Consider the following 21,071-nt stretch of genomic DNA (forward strand, 5'->3'; position numbering starts at 1 on the left):
GTTCCTTCAATTCAGACGCCGCAGCACGACCGCGGCGCCAAGCCCGAGGGCCGCGGGAATGGTGACCAGCGCGTGTTCGCCGCCCGTGCGCGTGAGTGCGTCGAGCGCTTGGACGATGAGGTTGCCGCCGGTCGCCCCGAGTGGATGTCCGACCGCGAGTGCGCCACCGGCCGGGTTGACCGATGCCGGGTCGAGGCCGAGTTCTCTGGTGAGCAGAATCGGTGTGACAGCGAAGGATTCGTTGGCTTCCACCACGTCCAGGTCGGCGGCGGTGAGGCTCGCTCGGTTGAGTGCGAGCCGTGCTGCGGCGGCCGGGGCGGTCAGTAGTGGCGAGCGCACGGCGGTCTGTGCGGTGCCGACGATCCTGGCGATCGGTGGGTGGCCGAGTGTCTGTGTCGCGCGGAGGTTTCCGACCACCAGGGCGGAGGCGCCGTCGGCGAGTTGTGGTGCGGTTGCGATCGTGTGCAGGCCGTCCGCCGGGTGCGGTGCTCCGGGTAGGCGGCGGGCCACCCGCTCCCATGCGGGATCGTCGCCGAACAGGGCGGGTAGTGCGGCGAAGGCGTCGATGTTCGCGTCGGCGCGGGCGCCCTCGTCTGCGTCGAGCAGTACGGTGCCGCCCTTGCGGACCGGCACCACGGAGTCGGAACTCGGTGCGGCGGTGGCTCTCTGGTGTGATTGCACGGCGTAGGCGTCGAGGTCGGCGCGGGTGATGCCGTAGGTGGCGGCGGTGAGGTCGGCGGAGACGCCGATCGTCACGAACCCGGTGCGTTCGCCGAGGTCGGTGTCCGTGGCGATGGCGGGTCGATCCGACAGCATCGGCACCCGGGACATCGATTCGACGCCGCCTGCGACGATCACGTCGGCATAGCCCGCGGCGACCCGGGCCGCAGCGCTCTCGACCGCGTCGAGCCCGGAGCAACACAGTCGTGACACCACGCCGCCCGGCACTCGGTCCGGCCACCCCGCCCAGAGTGCCGCCGCTCGGGCGAGATTCCCACCCTGCTCCCCCACCGTCGTGTTGATGCCGACCACGATGTCGTCGACGGAATCCGGACTGAGCGAGCGGCTTTCGAGTGCGGTGAGCAGCTGTCCGAACAGCTCGTAGGGTGGGATCTCGGCGAGCGTGCCGCCTGCCTTGCGGACTCGTGCGCGGGGTAGCCGGATGGCGTCGTAGAGGTAGGCGTCGGGTAGCGCGTCAGGCATGGTCGATCCTCGCGAGGGTCTCGAGCGTGTGGTGGCCCGCCGGGTCCTCGGCCGAAGTGGCGGGCACGACGACGATTTCGTCGGCGCCCGCGCTGCGGTACGCGTCGAGTCGGCGGCGCAGGGTGGTGTCGTCGCCGAACATGCCTACGGCCGCGGGTAATTCGTCGGGCACACCCGCCAGGATGTCGCGCGGATGCGCGCCGCTGTGCGCGAGACGCACGATCTCGCCGAAGCCTGCCTCCTCGAACATGGCGTCATAACCCGGTGCGCGCAGGTAGCCCACGACACCGCGACGGACAGTAGCGAGGATGTCGGCTGTCGGATCCGCTGCGGCAGTGACCCATACCGAGATCGCGGGACTCGGTACGCCTGCCGCTGCCGCGGCCTCGCGCACCAACTCGGCACATCGCGAAACTTGTTCTGGAGTTACCAGATTGAGCACCACACGGTCAGCAGCACGGGCGGCGGCCGCCAAGGCGCGGGCACCGAAGGCCGCCACGGTGATCGATGAGCGCGGTGGCGCGAGACGGAGCCGATAGCCCCTGGTGCGCTCCACCTTCCCCGCGAAATCGACCTTGTCGCCTGCGAGCAGCCCCCGCAAGATGCGCGCCGATTCCTCTAGATGCGTTGCAGTGTGCCTTCTTTCGCGTCCGTGCCAGCCGTTCACCACGACCGTGCTCGAGCTGCCGATGGCGACGTCGACCGTCCGACCGGTGAGTGCCGCGACGCTCGCAACACCCATCGCGATGGTGGCCGGGCTTCGGACATCGACGGCAAACGGTCCGAGGCACAGCGGAATCCGGCCGGGCGCCAACCCGATCGCGGTGGCCAGCGCGAAGGCGTCGAAGGTCGCCATCTCGCCGAGCCACAGCCGGTGATAGCCCAGCTTCTCGGCCGCTTCGGCGACGGCGAGGGCGTCCAACGGATCGCGGTCCTGCCAATAGGGCAGGCTCACGCTCAGTTGGCGGTCGGCGGCGCTCACTCGGCCGGAGCCGCGGCCGCGCGCATCCGCTCGCCGCTGACCCAGGTGGCGTGGAAACCGAGGGGCACGCGGGTCGGCAGGCCGAGTCGGCAGACCGGTCCGGCGGCGAGATCGGCGGCGTCGTAGATCCAGACCTCGGACAGCTGGGTGTGGCTGTTGAAGGCGAACATCGTCAGCCAGGCGTCGTCCTCGTCGCGCGCGTCCGGGCGCGGGACCACGGTGAGCTCGCTGCCGAAGAAGCCGTCGCCGAACGGCTGGGTCTGCTTGGCGCCGGTGCGCAGGTCGTACTTGATCACCGCGTCGAAAAGCATTGTGCTGTCTACCGATAGCCGCATCTGATAGGACCAGCGGCCGCGCTGGCCGGTGCGGCCTTGATCGATGGCCGGGAATTCGGTGTTGACGTCGTCCATCGGTTCTTCGATGGTGGCGCCGGTGCGCAAGTTGAAGCGGTACCTGTGCAGTTTCGCCTCGGGGCGCAGGTAGGCCAGCAGCTGGGCGAGCGGGTTCGCGCGATCGGATACCGGGCTCGGCTTGGAGACGCGGCAGACCACCATGACGATCTCGTCGCCGTCCTCCCACGAGTTGACCGTGTGATAGATGTAGCCGGGCGCGGCCTCGAACCAGCGCGCCTGGCTGCCGTCGCCGCGCCGGGGCAGCACCGCGAAACGGCTCGGCAGCGTGCGATCGAAGAACAGCTTGAACCGGCCCGCCGCGGCGGCCCTCGGGTCGTTGTACAGCGGCAGATCCATCAGGATCGAGTAGTTCTCGGTGATCGCCATGTCGTGCGGCAACCGCGGGCCGGGCAGCTCGAGGCCGGTGTAGTGGGTGACCGTGCCGGACGGGTCGGCGATGCCGTAGCGCAGGTACGGCGCGTGGATGCCGTAGTCGAAGAAGATGAATTCCTCGGTGCGCTCGTCGACCTTGGCATGTGCGGAGATCTCGCCGGGCAGCGTGCCGCCGAAGGTGTCGACGCCGCGGGTCTCCAGGCTGATCGGGTCCAGCGCATAGGGTTTGCCCGCGCGGTACCACAGCGACAGCAGGTTGCCGTGATGGAAGACGACGTCGGTGTTGGCGGAGTTGCGTTCGCGGCGGTCGCCCGGCGGGTTGTCGTCCCATGGCTCGATCACGCCGCGCCACAACGCGGTTCCGGCGGCGCGCTCGGCCTCGAACTCGGTGGTGCGGATGTAGCGGTTGCGGTAGGTGGCCTTGCCGTTCTCGAAATGCACCGCGTGCAACATGCCGTCGCCGTCGAACCAGTGGTAGCGGCCGATCGGCGCGAACTGCGGGTTGGGGCCGTTGCGGACGTAGACGCCGTCGAGGTCGGCGGGGAGTTCGCCGTGCAGGACGGCGAGGTCGGTCGCGGTGATCTCGTCGGCGGTAGGCGCGTACATGCCTTCCAGGTACGGGTTGGTCAGCGCCTGCGCGGCCGGTGCGATGAGTTCTTCGTTGAGCGTCATGAGTTGCCTGCCCCTTCACTACAGTTATTGAAGTGATACGCGTCTCAATGAGGGGTGTCAAGAGGTGCTGGTCGGGCGGCTCAGGCGAGGCGGTCGAGGACGGCCTGTGCGACCGGTTCGAAGCGGACGGCTGTGCGGTCGAGTCGGGCTTCGCAGCCGCGGCAGCGCAGGGCGGGCACCAGGTCCGCACCGCATTCGCGATGACGGATGCGCAGGCGCGGTTCGGGTGCGCCGGGGTGCGCGAGTGCGGACCAGGAGAGTAGGAACGCATAGATCGCGAACAGTGCGCGGCCGCGCGGGGTCAGGCGGTATTCGCGGCCGGCGCCTTCGCCGGATCGGCGCAGGATCTCGGCGTCACACAGGCGGGACAGTCGCTCGGTCAAGGTGGTGGGCGACATGTTCATCGCGGTGCGGAACGCGCTGAATCGGCGCATACCTGCCAGCGCGAGGCCGGTTACGGTGGCGCTCCAGCGGTCGCCGATCGCCGCCATGACCTCGTCGAATTGCATGTCGGATCGGGCGGAGACGGGAGCGCGGGCGCGGCGTCTGCCGCTGGAGGTGAAGCGCCACAACGCATCATCACCCAGGTCGACATCGGTGTCGCGTGGGGTCACCGTGCGGCCGCAGCTTCGGCACATCAGCACCGGCGGGCCGCGGTGTCCGCATGCGCCGTGCACCAGGTCGGGATGCAAGGCGCCCTCGGCGGTCCACTCGCGCTGCCAGCTCCAGACGGAGACGAGGATCTCCCAGGTGGCCAGGCCCAGGTCGGTGAGCAGGTAATCGAAGCGGTCCGGGGACGCCGCCTGCGGGGTGCGGACGAAGACGCCCGCGTCGACCAGGGCGGCGAGTCGGGCGGTGAGTACGGCGGGTGGGGCGCCGGTGCGTTCGATCCACTGGTTGAAGCGGCGGGTGTGGTTGACGAATGCGTGGCGCAGGATGGTCAGTGTCAGACGGTCGCCGAGCAGGTCGAAGGTGGCTGCGACGGGATGCTGGGCTGGTTGCCCTGCATCGATCGGGTCAACTGCCATCTGTGCACGCCTCCTCGCCTAGTTGCACTTCATTAACTGTAGTCGATTTCGGCCTCGTGAGTGCTCAAGAGATGACGACGGACTCCAGTTCGAGGTCGATCTCGAGGCGGGTGAGCATCTCCCGGAACTCGCTCGCCGGGTAGCGGTCGTTCTCGGTGACCAGGCCGAGGACGGTGCCGCTGCCCGGTGCGGACAGTGGGCGGATTCGGTCGACCACGCCTTCGATGGGGTCGAACAGTCGCAGTTCGGGGCGTGCGTGCTCGAAATAGTCACGCAGCCAAGGTAAATGGGTGCTGGACAGTGTCACCGCGTCGACTTCCGGATGCGCCGCGAGCAGAGTGTTCAGGAACTCGCTGATCACCGTCGCGGTGTGGTCGCGGCGGAACAGGAAGTCGCCGCTCTCCACCAGTTCCACCAGGGGTGAGGCATTCACGGCGTGCACCCGGGTGATCGCCGAGCCTGCTTCCGCTCGCAGAAACTCTTTCAGCTCAACGCTTTCCACCAGCGAGCGCACGCCGAGCACCGCCACCTCGTCGGCGACCGCCAGCGCTTCCTGCACCGGTGGCCGCACTCCGAATATCGGGACCGGGCTGTGCAGATCGTCGAGGATGGTCACCGACGGGGCGTTGGAAGCCAGCAGGATGGCGCTCGGCTCGAATTCGGCGAGGAACCGCACCGCGCGGTCGACCACCGTCAACAGCTCGGTCCGATCCTTCGCGCCGTACGGAAAGCTGGCCCGGTCGGCGAGGTAGACGATGTCGCGGTCGGGCAGGCGCCGATGCAACAGTTCCACCGCCGAATAACTGCCGAGGCCCGCGTCGAAGACCGCGATCGGCTGCCGTAAAGAGGTCACCCGGTGATCATGCCCGGTGGCCGCCGTGCGGTCGCCGAGGGCGCCTGACAGACTCGGCGGGTGACCGATTCTCGTGATGCGGATGCGACCCGGCTGGCAACCGACTCGCTGAAGCAAGGTGATCCAACAGGCTGGTTCGAGCGACTGTACGTGGCGGCCGCCGATGGCACGGCGATCGTGCCCTGGGACGCGGGCGAGCCGAACGAGTTGCTGGTCGACTGGCTCGAGCGGCATGAGCGGGCCAACGGTGGCATGCGGGCGATCGTGGTCGGCTGCGGGTTGGGGCGCGACGCCGAGCATCTCGGCAAGTTGGGTTTCCAGACCACCGCGTTCGATGTCTCCGACACCGCGATACGGACCGCCCGCGAACGTTTCCCGGATTCCCCGGTGAACTACGTCGTATCTGACCTGCTCGATCCGCCCGCCGAGTGGACGGGTGCATTCGATGTGGTCGTCGAGTCGATCACCGTGCAGTCACTGCCCGTCTCGTTGCGTGCGGTGGCGACTGCGAACGTCGCGCGGATGGTGGCGCCCGGTGGGGAACTGGTGGTCATCGCGGGGATCCGCGAGGAAGGTGTCGAGGTCGACGGGCCGCCCTGGCCCCTCACCCGATCCGAGATCGACGCGTTCGCGACCGACGATCTCCGGCCGATCCGCGTCGAGCAGGTGTCGCCTGCGGGGCGGCCGGGGTTCACGCGGTGGCGTGCGGTGTTCCAGCGAGGCTGAAAATTCGGCTAATGCGCCCTCCACTCTGATACGAACTTTCCCGTCGACGGCGGATAGGCAGCCGCAGCCCGGGCAACGGTTGCTCCGGCGCGCGTTTCGTTGCGGTGCGCTCGAAATTGCTGGCAATTGCGTGCGCGGTTGGCATTTACCTGCGCGGGGCCACCCGGTTGACGGATTCAGTTCTGTGCCTGCCGAAGTGACGTCGGTGTAAGCCAGTCAGCCATCTCGTCCAGCCAACCGGCGAAATCGCTGACTGAATCGTGCGCGGCTGGCGAAACCGTGCGCAGCACGCGGTGCTGGCTCGTGGTGAGCGGCAGGATGGTGGGGTGGCTGGAAACGGTGATCGCGGTGCTGCGACAGATCTGGTCTGGTATGCGGCGTACGGGTCGAACATGCATCTGAGTCGGCTGCGGTGCTACCTCACCGGAGGTACGCCGGAGGGTGGGGCGCGGGCGGTGCCGGGCTGCCGCGATCCGGCCGAGCCTGCTCGTTCGGTCCCCGTCATGCTGCCGGGACTGCTGTATTTCGCCACTGAATCGTTGGTGTGGACCGGTGGGCGGGCGTTCTACGACCCGGATGGCCCCGGTCAGACCGCGGCCCGTGCCTACCTACTCACCGTCGCTCAGTTCTCCGACATCGCTGCCCAAGAGATGTACCGCCTACCCGGCACCGATCTCGACCTCACCGAGGCAATCACCAACGGCCGCACCGCACTAGGCCCCGGCCGCTACGAAACCCTCTCCTACGCGGGAACACTCGAATCGCACCCGATCCTCACCTGCACCGCCCCCTGGCACCACACCGACCTCCCCGGCAACTCCCCCTCCCCCACCTACCTGCGCCACCTGGCCACCGGCCTCATCGAATCCCACGGCTGGACAATCGAAACCACCGCCACCTACCTGGCCACCCGCCCCGGCGCCAACCTCACCTGGACCCCCGAATCCCTCACCATCCTCCTCACTGGATGAACCTCACGGGGCTAACCCAAACCCGAAGCCACGCCCATAGTCACGGCGACGAGAAGCGCTACGGCCGCGCCCGCGATCAGTGCCCCGACCCGGGCGCGGCGGATGCCCGGGCTGGTACGCCGCGAGACGAAGCGACCGGCGGCGGCTCCGAGGAGTGCCAGCACCGGGGCGCCACCGAAGAGCAGATAGAACACAGTTCCCATCGCGGCGTTGTCGGCTTCGGCGAGCCCACGGGCTTCGCCGTACATGAAGACGGGGAACTGGTACACAGTCGCGACGATCGCGGCGGCCGGCGGCGCCATCACGACGGCAGCAAAGGCACCGCAGAGAGTCGCGTTCTCAGCAGGTGACGAAGCATCAGACATGCCTGGAGCCTATGCCTCCTGCGGTGCCGCCAGCACCGAAGAAACACCTGTTCAGATGGGTAAAACTACTCGCTCGGCTCGGTCTGGGGTCGAACCGAACCACGGCCCAGGGGCAATCTCGCACCGGTAACGGCCTTGATCGGTACTCGGTAGACATGGGGCGTGGATATATACGAACTTCAAGCCAGAGCCATCGCGATTCACGATCTCTACGACGCGCTGAATCTCGCTGAACGCGGGCGGACGTGGACTCGGGCGGACTTCATGCTCGGGTTCGTCGGGGATGTGGGCGATCTCGCGAAATTGGTCATGGCGGCCGAGGGGACTCGATCGATGCCTGGTGGGCGGGCGGCGTTGGAACATGAACTGGCGGACTGCCTTTGGTCGGTGTTGATTCTGACGCATCGGTACGACGTCGACCTCGAGAGCGTCTTCACCAGGACGATGGGCGAGCTCGAGGAGAGCATCGCGGAGCGATTGGGGCGCCAACCGGGTTCGGCGTGAACGGATTTGACTGTTCAGAAGAGGCCGGCGCGTAGGGCGGTGACGCGGTCTACGGCAGCGGTGAAGGCGGCGTGGTCGAGTTGGCCGTTGGTGTAGGCGTTGGCCAAGGCGGTTGTGGCGGCCTCGCCCTGGCCGATGTCGCGGGCTGAGCACAAGATGAGGTCCATGCCTGCGGCTGCGGCGGAGGTGGCGCGCTGGCCGGTCGTGCCGAACGAGTTCAGTGCCCCTGCCTCGATGGCGTCGGTGATGGTGACGCCGGTGAAGCCGTTGCGGGCGCGTAGTTCCTGGTTGACGATCTTGGGTGACAAGCCGGCGGGGTGGTCGGGGTCGAGAGCCGGGTAGATGGCCCAGGACAGCATGACCAGTTTTACCCTGCCGAATATTGCTGGCGGGTACGGGAACTCGTCGACCGAGTGCAGGGTGGACTCGCTCGACGGGAGCATGACCGGGTCGGTGTCGGTGTTCTGACCGCTGGGGGCCGAGCCGAGGCCGGGGAAATGTTTGGCGGTGGCGGCGACGCCGGTGGTCTGTTGGGCGGCGGTGAACGCCAGCCCCAGTGCTGCCACCACGGCGGGGTTGTTACTGAACGAGCGTTGGTAGCGATCGATGAAATTGCCGGGGGTGTCGTAGACGTCCAACACCGGGGCGAGGTTGACGTTCATCCCCACACCGCGCAAAGTGCGCCCCGCACCGATGCCCGCATCGATCGCGGCGGCCACCGGATTAGCAGACTGCCCAACCTGTTTCGCCGACAACACCGGATCCCCGGGCAGCCGCCGCACCAGCCCGCCCTCCTGATCCGTCATCAACAACAACGGCACCTGAATCGGACTTTCCGCCTGCGCCTGCCGCAACTGCCCGATCACCCCGGCGATCTGCGCCGTACTGGAAATGTTCTCCCCGAAGAAGATCACCCCGGCAGCCTGACCAGTGCGAATGGCATCCAACAGCACCGGCGGCGGAACCAACCCCGAATACGAATAGATCACCCGCTGCCCCGCCAACTGCTGCGGCGTCAACCCCGCCGCCCGCGCCCCTGGCCCAGCAACCACCCCCACCTGCACCGCAGCGACCAGCACGCACACCACAATGGCAGCCAACCGGGCATGCCAGCGACGGAAACCGATGGCGGGCATCAACATCCCGACTCCTTCCACCCCAAACAATGGTCGCGCATCAATCGGCTCGACGCGAGGCCCTGTTCCCCAGATGGAACGGCTGGGTAGGTCTTCAGTTTTCATGGGCAGGTCACCCTGGGAAGTCCTTAGGTGTACCTATCCGATAGGTGTACTTATCCAAGGGAATGACCGAGCAGTGCTGGGCGCGTCGTGTGCCGTACCCGGCTTTAGTTATCGGTCAGGTGCGCGGTGTCGCGTTCCCGAGGTGGTCATCTGGCTGTGGTCGCGTTGCGAGAGCTCGATAACCAGCGAATCTCGGCTCCCGAAGTGGTCAAGCTACCGCCGCACACCCACTGTGTCAGCCCCACACCCAGCACAGGCGGTGTGAGGCTGACAGAGCGGGGTACGGATGGGTCCTCGCGTGATGACCCGGCCGTAGTGACGTTGCGAGAGCCCGATAACCAGCGAATCTCCGCTCCCGGGGTGATGAAGATACAAGCCTTACACCCGCTGTGTGGGCTGCACACCCTGTGCAGCGGGTGAGGGGCTGACACAGCGGGTGTACGGATGGATTTTCGCCGAGCGAACTGGCCGTGGTTGCGCCCCAAGGACCCCACCGTGGTGAAACACGTTGGTGGGGAGGGGGTTTCACAGAGCCTGCATACACCTCACAATGGCTGAACACTCTGTGAAGGGTATGGGCGCTCTGTGGGTCCGGTGTCTACGGGGACTGGAGGCGTCGATCAGCACCATCCGTTGCAGGTTGCGGAACGTGTCGCCTCGGATCTGCACTCTCTCTCGGGATCTGCACTCGGAATAGGGCCCTAGAGTCGGTGCAGGTCCCGAGAGGTGGTGCGGATTTGGTGGTGCGGGGGCGTGGTTCGGCCTGGGGTTGCTGACTTCGGGGCGTTCGCGGTGGACGAGGCTGTGGGACTCGTTGCGGTGTTCGTCGAGGACCGGGAGTAGGCCGTCGGCGGTGGGGTTTGCGGGGGTGGAGTCCAGCCTGGTCCAGGTGGGTCGGCATTGACAACGGTTCCGTCGGTTGCCGAGGATGATCATGAATGAGGGGGGACTGTTGATTCCAGCTGCCGAGATGACTACGCAGATCGTGCGTGCCGAGGACGGGGCGACGATCGAGGTTCGGATCTATCGCCAAGCCGCCGATCCGACGGCGCCGGTGCTTGTCTGTATGCCCGCCATGGGGACGCGGGGAGCTACCTACGTACCGTTCGCGGAGGCGCTGGCGCGGGCGGGGTTTCAGGTGGTGGTCGGCGAATTGCGGGGGCAGGGCACGAGTTCGGTGCGCGTGGGGCGCGGGACGTGCTACGGGTACCACGAGATCGTGACCCGCGACTATCCCGCCCTGTTTCATGCCGTCGAGGCCAATTTTCCTTCGGCGCCGCGGTATCTGTTCGGGCACAGCCTCGGCGGTCAGCTCGGAGCGCTCTATCTGGGGCAGCAGCCGACTGTGGCGGCGGGGGCCATTCTGGTGGGAGCTCCCTCGTGCCACTACCGAAGCTGGCCGTTTCCGCGGAATCTCGGCATCCTCGGTGGCGCCCACCTGGCTCTGGGGATCGGCCGACTGGTCGGCTATTTTCCGGGGCGGCGTATCGGGGTGCTCGGCGACGACTCGACCCAGCTCATGCGCGACTTCGCCACCCAGGTCCGGACCGGCAGCTACCGGGTCCCTTCCTCTGCACTGGATTTAGAATCAGGGTTGGCCAAGGTGCGGATGCCGGTCCTGGCCGTTGCTGTCGAAGGCGACAGCATGGCCACTGCCCGAGGAGTCCAGACCCTCGGCGGCAAGCTCGCCAACGCATCGGTGACCCACTGGAACCTGCTGCTGGACACTACGAACCGAAACCCGCACTACGACTGGATTCGTGACAACGCCGTGCTCATCGAGCGCATACGGGCGTTCGTCGACACAAACTCCTAGCCGACAACGCGAGCGTCGCGTTGTCGGAGGCGCGGTCGACGGGACCCGAACCCGCGACAGCCAGTCGCGGGTCAGGGGTGGCTCGGTGAATCGTCCAGTTGGTAGCCGAGTTTCACGTCGTGGTTTACCTCGCCGCCCGCGACGGTTATTTGGCTGGTTGATGGGGGGTAGCCGCGGGCCACGACGGTGTATTGACCTTGCGGGAGGTCGGTGACGAGGTAGCGGCCGGTGTCGTCGGTGCGGGCGGTGGCGGTGAGGTCGCCGGTGGTGTTGAGGACGCTGATCTGGGCGTCGGGGACGGGGCGGCCGTCGTCGGCGACGGCCGAGCCGACGAGTACGGCCATGGGGCCGAGTTCGATGTCGTGGCGGAGCAGGCCGGATTCGGGGACGGTGAGGGTGGTTGCGCTTGGGCGCATGTGTTCGGCTACGGCGACCAAAGTGTAGGTGCCGGAGACGATTCCGTGGCAGGTGTATCGGCCGTCGGCGGTGGTGGTTGCGGCGCCGACCACTTCGCCGCGCAGGTCGGTCAGGGTGACGGTGGCGCCGAAGAGTGGGGTGCCGCGGGCGGCCGAACGGACGACGCCGGACAGTTCACCGGATCCGAGGAGGGTGAGGTCGAGGCGTTGTGCGCGCTGCCCGACCGAGACCGTTACCGCGGCGGGTTGGTGATCGGTCGCCGAGATGATGAGGACGTAGTTGCCGCTCTCGGGTACCCCGATGACATAACTGCCGTCGGCATCGCCGGTTGCTCGCGAAACCTGGTGCCCGCGTTGGTCGATCAGGGTGAGCGCGGCGTCGGGCACCGGGTGACCGTTTTCCCGACGGATGCGTCCGCCGATCGCGCCGTCGCCGTACCCTTCGAAGCCCTCCACCGAGTCGAGCACGGTCACCGTGGAACTGGCTGTGGCCATGGCGAATTGGCGTGCACCGTTGTGCTCGGCGGCCGCGTGCCTGGCGACGGCCCCGGCCAGCACGGGTTCGGGCTCGGTGAGCGCCTGCGCCGCACCCTCCCAGATCTGATCCTCGTCCCAACTCGGCTGCAAGGCGGGCGAAACCACAATGGGCTTCGGATCATCCTGCAGCGGAATCTCTTTCATGAACATCAGCACGAAGCAGGCCAGCAGCGCGACCGCCGCGGCGACGTAGAACACGCCGTGCATGGACTCGGTGAAGCCGATCAGGATCGGCGCCTTCAGCTCGTCGGGCAGCGCCTCGATACCGCTGGTGTTGCTCTGCATGCTGCTGAGCTGTTCGGCATCGAACCCGGGCGGCAAGGCCCCGCCGAACGCGTCGATGATCTTGTTGGGCAACAGGTTGAACAGAATCGTCAGGAACACCGCGACACCGAGCGTGCCGCCCATCTGCCGGAAGAAGGTCGCCGCCGCGGTGGACACGCCCATATCCGAACGCGGCCCGGCGTTCTGCGCCGCGATCACCAATGTCTGCATGCAGAAACCGAGCCCGAGCCCGATCACCGCGCAGTACGTCAGCGGCTGCCACAGCACGCTGTCGTAATGCACCTGCGCGAACAGCGCCGAGCCGAACGCGGTGATGAAAGTGCCTGCCACCGGCAGGATCTTGTAGCGACCGGTCCACTTGGTGATCCGCCCGCCGAGCTGCGAGCCGACCGTGATGCCGAGCACCAGCGGCAGCATCAGCAGACCGGCATGGGTCGGCGTAAAGCCGCGCACCACTTGGAAATACTGCGGAACCATGGTGATGGCGCCGAACATGGCGATGCCCACGATGAAGCCGCCCAGAATGGTGACGCTGAACGTCGAACTCTTGAACAGCCGCAACGGAATCAGCGCCGCGTCCTTCATCAGGAACTCGACGAGCAGGAACAGCAGCAGCCCGATCGCGCCGACCCCGTAGCAGAGCAGCGACCGATGCGATTCCCAGCCCCAATGCCTGCCCTGCTCGGCGACGACGAGCAGCGGCACGGTGCAGATCGTCAGCGTCACCGCGCCGAGCCAGTCGATCCGGTGATTCTGCCGCTGGTGCGGCACATTGAGCACCCTGGCGACCACCAGCCACGCCAGCACCCCGACCGGCACGTTCACCAGGAACACCCAGCGCCAGCCCGCGATGCCGCCGAGCGTGTCCAGATCGGAGAAGAAGCCGCCGAGCACCGGGCCGAGCACGGTGGCGAAACCGAAGACCATCATGAAATAGCCCTGGTAGCGCACCCGTTCGCGGGCGGGCACGATATCGCCGACGATGGTGAACGCCAACGACATCAGACCGCCGGCCCCGAGGCCCTGGAACGCACGGAACCCAGCGAGCTCGTACATCGAGGTGGCGAAGGTGCAGGCCACCGAGCCGACGATGAACAGCCCGATCGCGGTGAGGTAGAACGGTTTACGCCCGTAGATGTCGGCCAGCTTGCCGTACAGCGGCGTGGTGATCGTCGCGGTGATCAGGTAAGCCGTTGTCGCCCACGCCTGTTCGTCGAAGCCGTGCAGGCTGTTGGAGATCTTCACGATCGCCACGCTGACGATGTTCTGGTCGAGGGCGGCCAGGAACATGCCGAGCAGCAGGCCCGACAGGATGGTCAAGATCTGCCGGTGCGACAGTGCGGTGTCCTCGCCCGCTTCCAGGCCCGGCGGCATTGCCTGGGTGGTGGAATTCGTCATGTAGGCCCTGATTCTGGTCGGCTGCGTTGTCAGCGGTTTTCTTCGAACACGCGCATCCGATCCCCGGTCGCCCCCAATGCGCTGCGCGGCCGTCGATCGGATCGGCTCGGCGCTCGCCAAGCCATGTGACACAAGCGATCTGCACTAACTACTGCTGGTAGAACTCTCAGCGGTGCGACAGTTCGGCGAGCTTACCGGTGTGCTGTGGGCCGCCAACGGGCGTGGCCCCTCCCCATATTCACCAGCAGACCTACCAAAACCGCGCAACTAGTTGCTAACGCGAACAATACATAAGCCCGTCAATCCATTATCACCGCGGGTAGGAGGTTCCAGAGAAACCCGCGCCCGGATAGCCACTTGCTATGTAAGGTCTTTCGTGTCTCGCCGCGTGCGGGACCCCGCTTCGCCATCCCGCGCGACGACGCAGGCTCCGGCCTGGACCGCTGCAGCGCGATCCGGCCTGCCGCCTGGACCCAAACCGTGGCCAACACCTAACCACCTGCTCACCGGAATTCGATTTCACCACTTGGGGCGGCCCAGATAATCCGCGACGAGTCGGCCACAGCGAGTCCAGGAGGGAATCGAGCCGCGCGACACCCTGCACAGGCAGTCAGGCTCGGCCGAGCCCGGCGGGACGGTAATGTTTGGCGCGTCGCAAGGTACAAGGCCCGGAGGGTGTGCCGAACGAATGTGGGTACTCCGCGTTAGTCGCATTTGACGACGACCGAGTAGGTCAACGCGGATGGAAGGAGACCGGAGTCGATGCTTTCCGGGCAGAGTGGGCAGATCGGCCTTCTCGGCGACGGCGACGGCAAGGCCCGCGCAGCAGCACCGATTCCCGAGCGCCGACCAGACCGCGCCACCGTCTGGAGTTGGCCGGAGTTGTCGGTGTTGCTGGTCGAGGACGATCAAGCCGACGCCCTGCTGGTCGAGGAGCTGATCGCCGACGGCGCGCCGGGCCTGCCGATGCGGTGGGTGCGGTCCGCGGCCGAGGCGCGTGCGCTACTCGCGCAGCAGCTACCCGACTGTGTGCTGTTGGACCTGCATCTACCCGACGCGCATGGACTCGAGGCGCTGGCCACGGTGCGCGAGTACACCGACCAGGTCGCGGTCGTCGTGCTCACCGGGCTGGACCAGGAGCAGATCGGGCTGGCCGCGGTGGCGGCGGGCGCCCAGGACTACCTCGTCAAAGGCCGGGTCGAGCCCGAATTGTTCGGCCGCGCACTGCGTTACGCCATCCAGCGTAAGCAGGCCGAGCGCGCGTCGGCGGCGCTGCGGACCAGCCAGATGCGCGCGCAGGAGAACGCGCGACTCGAACGCGGACTGTTGCCGACCCCGCTGCTGCGCGGCGAGCGCTCGGTCGACATCGTGGCGCGCTACCGTCCCGGCCGGGCAAACGCCCTGCTCGGCGGCGACTTCTACGACGTGGTGCAGCAGGCCGACGGCACCGTGCACGCGCTGATCGGCGATGTCGCGGGCCACGGCCCCGACGAGGCCGCGACCGGAGTGGCGCTGCGGCTGGCCTGGCGCACCCTGGTGCTCAGCGACATCTTCGGCATCCGGCAGTTGCAACTGCTGGAGGAGGTGCTGCTGGCCGAGCGCACCGGCAAGCAGACCTTCGCCACGCTGACCAGCCTGATCCTGCGTCCCTGCGATCATCGCGTGGTGGTCACCAGGGCCGGGCATCCCGGCATGCTGCTGCGCACCGGTGCTGAGGTCGACTGGGTCGAGGTGCCCGGCGGTCCCGCACTCGGTTTCCTACCGGGCCGGGCCGAATGGGCCGCGCACGAGATCACGTTGCCGGTCGGCTCCGGCCTGATGCTGTTCACCGACGGACTCTTCGAGGGACACACCGACGAGAGCCAGGATCGCCTCGGCGAGGAAGGCCTGCTGGAGCTGGCGCGCACGGTGACCGCCGCGGACCCCGCGGTGTTCGTCGACGAATTGATCCGGCGCGCCGAGGAACTCGCCGAGGCGCACGGCGGGCTCGAGGACGACGTGGCGGTCATGTACCTGCAGTGGAATCACCGAGACCTGAACCAGGACAATCGATGACGACATCTCCCAGGAAGCGGTCCGTGGCCGGTCGACTGACCGTCCAGGGCTGGTTCATGCTCGTGCTGGCCCTGATGGCGATCTTGGTGATCGTCGGCACGGCGGTCGGTGCCCAGCAACTCAGCAAGACCAACCGGCTCGCCGACCGGATGGTCGACGGGCTGCAACCCGCCACCGCCGAGACCTACCGGCTGCAGGGCGCGCTGCTCAATCAGGAGACCGGCATTCGCGGCTATGCCATCGGCGCCGACTCCCAGTTCCTCGCACCGTATTCCGAAGGGGTGCAGGACGAGGCGCGGGCCGCGGCCGAGATCCGCGAGCTGCTCGCCGACCGTCCGCAGCTGCTCGCCGACCTCGACGCGGTGGAGCGGGCGGCCGCCGATTGGCGCACCGGATACGCCGAGCCACTCATCGCCGCGGTGAAGGCACGCGGCCCCGCCGCGGTCGACGAGCTCGCGGCAGCACGTGGCAAGGCGACCTTCGACAACCTGCGCACCCTGTTCGCCAACCAGACCGCCGACCTCGCCACCGAGGTCGACCGAGATCAAGCCGAGCTGAAAGATACTCGCGCCGTGCGCGATGCCGTGCTGGCCGGCCTGGTCGTCGCCTTCCTCGTGGCCGCGGTCGCGCTGACCGTCCTGGTGCGCAGGCTGGTCGCGCGCCCGCTGGACTATCTGGAGGCGGCCTCCCGGCGGGTCGCCGACGGCGATTTCGACCACCACATCACCGCGCACGGACCCGCCGATCTCGCCACCGTCGCGGAGGCGGTGGAGGGCATGCGCCGCAGGGTCGTCGCCGAACTGGAGTCGTCCAGGGTCCAGGAGACGGTGCTGGCGGCACAGACGGTCGAGCTGGACACGCAGACCGCGGAACTGCGCCGCTCCAATGCCGAACTCGAGCAGTTCGCCTACGTCGCCTCGCACGATCTGCAGGAACCGCTGCGCAAGGTCGCCGCGTTCTGTCAGCTGCTGGAAAAGCGCTACGCGCCCCAACTCGACGAGCGCGCAGTCCAATACATCGATTACGCGGTGGACGGCGCCAAGCGGATGCAGGTGCTGATCAACGATCTGCTCACCTTCTCCCGGGTGGGGCGCGTCATCGACGGCAATGTGCCGATCGAGCTCGACCAGACCCTGGACAAGGCGATGGCCAACCTCTCGGTGGCCGCCGAGGACACCGATTTGCGGCTGGCACGCCCGGACGAGCTACCGGAGATCACCGGCGACCCGACGCTGCTGACCATGCTGTGGCAGAACCTGATCGGCAACGCGATCAAATTCCGCGCACCCGATCGGTCGCCGGTTGTCCAGATCGCTTGTGTCGCAGATGGCGACACCGACGGTTGGCTGTTCTCGGTCTCGGACAACGGGATCGGCATCGCGCCGGAGTTCGCGGAGAAGGTATTCGTGATTTTCCAGCGGTTGCACAGCCGCGAGGAATACACCGGCACCGGCATCGGGCTGGCACTGTGCAAGAAGATTGTCGAACACCACGGCGGGCGAATCTGGCTCGATACCGAATACACCGATGGCACGCGTTTCTGGTTCACGCTGAACTCGCCTGTGCTGCCGGTGGATACCAGCGCACTCGGCGAGATCAGCAGGCCGCGGCAAACTCTCGAGCCCAGCGAAACCAGCTGACCCGTCCCCCGGTAAGACTGTCCCCCAGATGAATACAGGAGTTCCTCTTGACCATTCCCGGCCAGCCCATCGACATCCTCCTGGTGGAGGATGATCCCGGCGACGAGTTGATGACTCGGGAGGCGTTCGAGGACAACAAGATAGGCAACACCCTGCACGTCGCGCACGACGGCCAGGAGGCCCTCGATTTCCTGTATCAGCAGGGCGACCACGCGGGCGCGCCGCGACCGGATCTCATCCTGCTCGACCTGAATCTGCCGAGATACGACGGACGCCAGGTGCTCGAACGGATCAAGGCCGACCCTGACCTGGCGCATATCCCGGTGGTCGTGCTCACCACGTCGGCGGCCGAGGAAGACATTCTGCGCAGCTACAAACTGCACGCCAACGCTTATGTGACGAAGCCGGTCGACCTGGACCAATTCGTCGCGGCCATCAAGCACATCGACGACTTCTTCGTCCAGGTCGTCCGGCTGCCTCGGCAGCGCTGACAGCCGACGAGCGCGGGCCCGGCGCTAGGCCGGGCGGCGCGGCTCCGCTACGGCGAGCGCTTCGTCGACGGTGTTGTGCACGCTGAGCAGCTTGTCCAACCCGGTCACCTCGATCGGCCTGCGCACCGGCGGCGAGGCCACCACGCGCAGCTGGCCGGACGCCAGCGACTCCGCCGCCACGAGCAGCACACTCAGTCCGGCGGAGCCGAAGAATTCCACCTGGGACAGGTCGACGACCAGCCTGGTCGGCTTGTCCCGCAACGCATCATCGACCGCGGCCTGGAACTGTGGCGCGGAGGCCATGTCGATTTCTCCGGTGAGCGACAGGATTCGCGCGGAATCGACCGAGCGCACGTCCGCTTCCAAGCTCTTCGCCTTTCCGTCCGTGCTCATCGAGTACCCGCTACACCAAACCGGTTGCCTGGCATCGCCACTTCGCTACCTCCGACGCGTCGACCCCCCGCCCGCTCGAGCACGGCGCGGAGCTGATCCAACTCGCCAAACTACCGTAGGCCGCCTCGGCTCGCCGCGCCCGCCTCGCACCTGCCGCGTTCCGATAATCCTCAGCGCACCCGAGCCGGTCGCCGGTCTTCGGCGAAGTCGAGCTCCAGCGTCACCGGAATGACCTCGACCTCCAACGCTTCGCGCAGCCGGGTGACCGCGTGGCCCAGAATCCGGCGGCGTAGCTGGACGATGTCGGCGGTCGGTTCGGCGGTGACCACCAGGTGCAGTTCGGGGGCGTCGCGGCCGCCGGACAACCAGGCCGAGGCGGTGCGCACGCCCTCGTAGCTTTCGATGTCGGTGGCCACCGGGGCCGCGGCGGTGGCGGACTCCAGCACGGTGGTCCCGGCCCATTCGGTGCCGCCGGTGCGCCAGGTGACCGACTTGGGCATCCGGAACACCTGTGCCAGCAACCAGCGCAGGCACAGCAGGCCGATCAGCACGGCAACGGCTACGGCGGCCCACAGCACCCAGGTCGGCGGGGCCGCGGTGCCAGGCACGAGGGTGTCGTCGGATTCGACCCAGCGCAGCCGCCCGTAGTGCGCGGTGACGGCGAGCACGCCCGCGGCGAGCAGCAGCACGCCGGTGAGCCCGAGCACGGTCCGGTTCAACGCGGCTGGACGGTTGGTTCGACTAGCCATCACGCCTCTCCTGTCTTCGGGCCGCGCAGCTTGGCCCGGACGCGGCGCACCGGCTGCGGGCCGATCTCCTGGACCCGGCGGGTGAGCGTCTCGCAGATCTCCTCGGGCAAACCTTCCGTGCCCGTGCGATCGGTGCGCGCGGACACCTTGACTCCCTTGCGCCGTAACCGGATTCGCGCGGAGCTGACGCCGTCCACCGAATCCGCGGTACTGCGCAGCGCCGTGCGCAACCCGCCACGCGTCACTCCCGCGGACATCCCGTCTTCGGTGTCGAGCGGCAGCACGGCTGCCCGCCCCGGCCACAACGCCAGCGCGAGCAACACGAAGCCGAACACCACCGCAGCGACACCCACGGCGAGCACCGGCATGTCGTGCCAGGTCATGCCGTGCAGGTCGTCCGCGACGGTGTCGTAGGACAGGTACTCGTGCGCGCCGATCAGCCGCTGGATCAGCGACACCGCCACCGCCACGCAGGCGGCGAGCAGCAGCACGGCGACCACGATCGCCGGAATCACCCGGCGCGGCCTGCGCTTCACCGAACTCTCCTTCCGGCAACGGTTTCGGTGGTCAACTCGGTCACCACGATGTCGATGCCGGACACCGCGAGCCCGGTCAGCTCGCTGGTGCGACGGGCCAGATGCGCGCGACACGCCTCGGTCACCCGGCCGATCGGCGACGGGTACTGGATCGGCAACCGCACATCGAGAGCCGTCCGGTTCGCGAAGACTCGCGCGTCGACCCGCACGTCGGCGCCGACGCCGGCCACCTCGCGCGCGGCCTGCGCGACGATCCGCTGCACCGCGCGCGGCGCCACCGTGGTGACGCCCGGATACTCGTCCGCGATGACGGCGGTCATCGCCTGCCCTTGCGCTGAGCGGATTGGAGCAACCCGGCCAGGTCGAGCTCGCCGTCGAGCCAGCGCCCGACCACCAGGCCGAGCACGGCGAACAGCAGCACGATGGTGAAGGCGCCGAATCCGCCGAACGCGCCGGCGAAGCCGAGCGCGAGACCGACCGCGAGGCAGATCGCTGTGGCACTCATCTACTGCACCCGACTGCTCTGCACCGGCTCGTCGTCGTCGCCGGGGATGTACACGTCGTTGACGTTGATATTGACCTCGACCACATCCAAGCCGGTCATCTGCTCGATCGCGTTGATCACGTTGCGGCGCACCGCGCGCGCCAATTCCGCGATGGCGACGCCGTATTCGACGACGAGTTCCAGATCGACGGCGGCCTGGGTCTCCCCCACCTCGACCGAAACCCCTTGGCCGATACTGGCGGACGCGCCGGGGATGCGATCGCGAATGGCGCCGAACGCGCGGGCCGCGCCGCCGCCGAGATCGTGCACGCCGCGTACCTCGCGGGCCGCGAGCCCGGCCACCTTCTGCACGACGATGTCGGCGATGGAGGTGGTGCCCTGGTCGCTGGCGAGCTTGCTGTCCTTCTGGGTTGCCACGGCGGAGGAAACCCGGCTCGCCGGGGTCTTGGTGTCTGCCGGTGCCTTGTTGTCCGTGTTCTTGTCAGTGGTTGTCGTGGTGCTCATTAGCTCCTCCTGATTTCCCTTGCGATACAGCGGACATCGGCTTCATAGGGATCGACACGCGATCCGACCCGAACGTCACGGGCTCGACGGTGTGACCTAGGTAACCCCCTCACTGCCGAAGGCTCCGGCATCGAGCTCGGTCACTACGAGTCGCAGGCGCGCATCGGACCAGTCGGTCCCGGCCAATGCGGCGCGCAGGGCGGCCGTCGCCTTCTCCAGCAGCGGTGCCAACGGCAGTTCGGCCGCGGCGACCCGTACCTCGATCCGGTCCGGTCTGACATCGACCGCGAAACCTCGTGCGTCCCATGGCCACCAGGCCGGGCTTTCCGCGCCGAGAGGTGTCGCGGGTCGGATACCGTCGATCGTGTCCAGCGCGCCCAGGATCACGGCGATGATGTCGCTGGGTGAAGTCACGG

General features: G+C 67.5%; 22 protein-coding genes. 7 read left to right on the plus strand and 15 right to left on the minus strand.

The annotated features are described in order from the left end of the window. Positions 1 to 6: 6 nt before the first annotated feature. From ACIBK2_RS05255 to ACIBK2_RS05275, 5 genes are all read right to left on the minus strand, one after another. Complete coding sequence (locus ACIBK2_RS05255; protein WP_396963873.1) at positions 7 to 1,203, minus strand: thiolase family protein; 1,197 nt, start codon at positions 1,201 to 1,203, stop codon at positions 7 to 9. Further along, entirely contained in the window at positions 1,196 to 2,185 is a 990-nt protein-coding gene (locus tag ACIBK2_RS05260) for an LLM class F420-dependent oxidoreductase (RefSeq protein WP_396963875.1), read from the minus strand. Before ACIBK2_RS05260 ends, ACIBK2_RS05255 begins: the two co-directional genes overlap by 8 nt. Continuing rightward, positions 2,182 to 3,642, minus strand: a complete 1,461-nt coding sequence (locus ACIBK2_RS05265; protein WP_396963877.1) for a carotenoid oxygenase family protein — start codon at positions 3,640 to 3,642, stop codon at positions 2,182 to 2,184. The genes ACIBK2_RS05260 and ACIBK2_RS05265 overlap by 4 nt, the downstream gene beginning before the upstream one ends. 80 nt (positions 3,643 to 3,722) lie before the next feature. Next, complete coding sequence (locus ACIBK2_RS05270; RefSeq protein ID WP_396963880.1) at positions 3,723 to 4,670, minus strand: winged helix-turn-helix transcriptional regulator; 948 nt, start codon at positions 4,668 to 4,670, stop codon at positions 3,723 to 3,725. A gap of 64 nt (positions 4,671 to 4,734) precedes the next feature. Further along, the gene (locus ACIBK2_RS05275) at positions 4,735 to 5,523 is read right to left on the minus strand and encodes a glutamate racemase (RefSeq protein ID WP_396963882.1); all 789 of its coding nucleotides are present in this window, start codon (positions 5,521 to 5,523) and stop codon (positions 4,735 to 4,737) included. Between the two features lie 60 nt (positions 5,524 to 5,583). Here ACIBK2_RS05275 and ACIBK2_RS05280 point away from each other — a divergent pair, with 60 nt between their 5' ends. Continuing rightward, entirely contained in the window at positions 5,584 to 6,249 is a 666-nt protein-coding gene (locus ACIBK2_RS05280; protein WP_396963884.1) for a class I SAM-dependent methyltransferase, read from the plus strand. A gap of 326 nt (positions 6,250 to 6,575) precedes the next feature. Continuing rightward, complete coding sequence (locus tag ACIBK2_RS05285) at positions 6,576 to 7,220, plus strand: histone deacetylase (RefSeq protein ID WP_396963886.1); 645 nt, start codon at positions 6,576 to 6,578, stop codon at positions 7,218 to 7,220. Between the two features lie 11 nt (positions 7,221 to 7,231). Here the strand turns inward: ACIBK2_RS05285 and ACIBK2_RS05290 are convergent, their stop codons facing one another. Next, positions 7,232 to 7,585 carry a hypothetical protein gene (locus ACIBK2_RS05290; protein WP_396963888.1) on the minus strand — a complete coding sequence of 118 codons (354 nt, stop codon included), beginning with the start codon at positions 7,583 to 7,585 and terminating at the stop codon, positions 7,232 to 7,234. Between the two features lie 162 nt (positions 7,586 to 7,747). Between ACIBK2_RS05290 and ACIBK2_RS05295 the strand changes: the two genes are divergently transcribed. Next, positions 7,748 to 8,089, plus strand: a complete 342-nt coding sequence (locus ACIBK2_RS05295; RefSeq protein ID WP_396963890.1) for a MazG nucleotide pyrophosphohydrolase domain-containing protein — start codon at positions 7,748 to 7,750, stop codon at positions 8,087 to 8,089. Between the two features lie 14 nt (positions 8,090 to 8,103). Here the strand turns inward: ACIBK2_RS05295 and ACIBK2_RS05300 are convergent, their stop codons facing one another. Continuing rightward, a complete protein-coding gene (locus ACIBK2_RS05300) occupies positions 8,104 to 9,231 on the minus strand; it encodes a glycoside hydrolase family 3 N-terminal domain-containing protein (protein ID WP_396963892.1) in 1,128 nt (375 codons plus the stop codon). A gap of 1,033 nt (positions 9,232 to 10,264) precedes the next feature. Between ACIBK2_RS05300 and ACIBK2_RS05305 the strand changes: the two genes are divergently transcribed. Next, positions 10,265 to 11,146 (plus strand): alpha/beta fold hydrolase, encoded by an 882-nt coding sequence (locus ACIBK2_RS05305; protein ID WP_396963894.1) that lies wholly within the window; start codon positions 10,265 to 10,267, stop codon positions 11,144 to 11,146. 71 nt (positions 11,147 to 11,217) lie between these two features. On the opposite strand, the gene ACIBK2_RS05310 is transcribed toward ACIBK2_RS05305, so the two are convergent. Next, entirely contained in the window at positions 11,218 to 13,782 is a 2,565-nt protein-coding gene (locus tag ACIBK2_RS05310; protein ID WP_396963896.1) for an MFS transporter, read from the minus strand. A 762-nt stretch (positions 13,783 to 14,544) separates the two neighbouring features. Here ACIBK2_RS05310 and ACIBK2_RS05315 point away from each other — a divergent pair. Genes ACIBK2_RS05315 through ACIBK2_RS05325 form a run of 3 tightly spaced genes read left to right on the plus strand, consistent with a single transcriptional unit; the run spans position 14,545 to position 17,968 of the window. Then, positions 14,545 to 15,837 (plus strand): PP2C family protein-serine/threonine phosphatase, encoded by a 1,293-nt coding sequence (locus ACIBK2_RS05315; protein WP_396963898.1) that lies wholly within the window; start codon positions 14,545 to 14,547, stop codon positions 15,835 to 15,837. Beyond that, on the plus strand, positions 15,834 to 17,477 hold the full coding sequence (locus ACIBK2_RS05320; RefSeq protein ID WP_396963901.1) for a CHASE3 domain-containing protein: 1,644 nt from the start codon (positions 15,834 to 15,836) through the stop codon (positions 17,475 to 17,477). Before ACIBK2_RS05315 ends, ACIBK2_RS05320 begins: the two co-directional genes overlap by 4 nt. A 47-nt stretch (positions 17,478 to 17,524) precedes the next feature. Next, positions 17,525 to 17,968: a response regulator gene (locus ACIBK2_RS05325; RefSeq protein WP_396963903.1), complete on the plus strand. Its 444-nt coding sequence runs from the start codon at positions 17,525 to 17,527 to the stop codon at positions 17,966 to 17,968. 24 nt (positions 17,969 to 17,992) lie between these two features. Here ACIBK2_RS05325 and ACIBK2_RS05330 read toward each other — a convergent pair whose 3' ends face one another. The 7 genes from ACIBK2_RS05330 to ACIBK2_RS05360 all read right to left on the minus strand — a co-directional run bounded on the left by ACIBK2_RS05330 (position 17,993) and on the right by ACIBK2_RS05360 (position 21,069). After that, positions 17,993 to 18,361, minus strand: a complete 369-nt coding sequence (locus ACIBK2_RS05330) for an STAS domain-containing protein (protein WP_396963905.1) — start codon at positions 18,359 to 18,361, stop codon at positions 17,993 to 17,995. 170 nt (positions 18,362 to 18,531) lie between these two features. Beyond that, on the minus strand, positions 18,532 to 19,110 hold the full coding sequence (locus ACIBK2_RS05335) for an alkaline shock response membrane anchor protein AmaP (protein WP_396963907.1): 579 nt from the start codon (positions 19,108 to 19,110) through the stop codon (positions 18,532 to 18,534). Then, complete coding sequence (locus tag ACIBK2_RS05340; RefSeq protein ID WP_396963909.1) at positions 19,110 to 19,646, minus strand: DUF6286 domain-containing protein; 537 nt, start codon at positions 19,644 to 19,646, stop codon at positions 19,110 to 19,112. Before ACIBK2_RS05340 ends, ACIBK2_RS05335 begins: the two co-directional genes overlap by 1 nt. Then, positions 19,643 to 19,966 carry an Asp23/Gls24 family envelope stress response protein gene (locus tag ACIBK2_RS05345; protein WP_396963911.1) on the minus strand — a complete coding sequence of 108 codons (324 nt, stop codon included), beginning with the start codon at positions 19,964 to 19,966 and terminating at the stop codon, positions 19,643 to 19,645. Before ACIBK2_RS05345 ends, ACIBK2_RS05340 begins: the two co-directional genes overlap by 4 nt. Next, on the minus strand, positions 19,963 to 20,151 hold the full coding sequence (locus ACIBK2_RS05350; protein ID WP_364739899.1) for a hypothetical protein: 189 nt from the start codon (positions 20,149 to 20,151) through the stop codon (positions 19,963 to 19,965). Before ACIBK2_RS05350 ends, ACIBK2_RS05345 begins: the two co-directional genes overlap by 4 nt. Then, positions 20,152 to 20,655, minus strand: a complete 504-nt coding sequence (locus ACIBK2_RS05355) for an Asp23/Gls24 family envelope stress response protein (RefSeq protein WP_396963914.1) — start codon at positions 20,653 to 20,655, stop codon at positions 20,152 to 20,154. Between the two features lie 96 nt (positions 20,656 to 20,751). Further along, a complete protein-coding gene (locus ACIBK2_RS05360; protein WP_396963916.1) occupies positions 20,752 to 21,069 on the minus strand; it encodes a hypothetical protein in 318 nt (105 codons plus the stop codon). Positions 21,070 to 21,071 lie beyond the last annotated feature (2 nt).

It is taken from the genome of Nocardia sp. NPDC050175 (assembly GCF_044459885.1).
Classification (GTDB): domain Bacteria; phylum Actinomycetota; class Actinomycetes; order Mycobacteriales; family Mycobacteriaceae; genus Nocardia.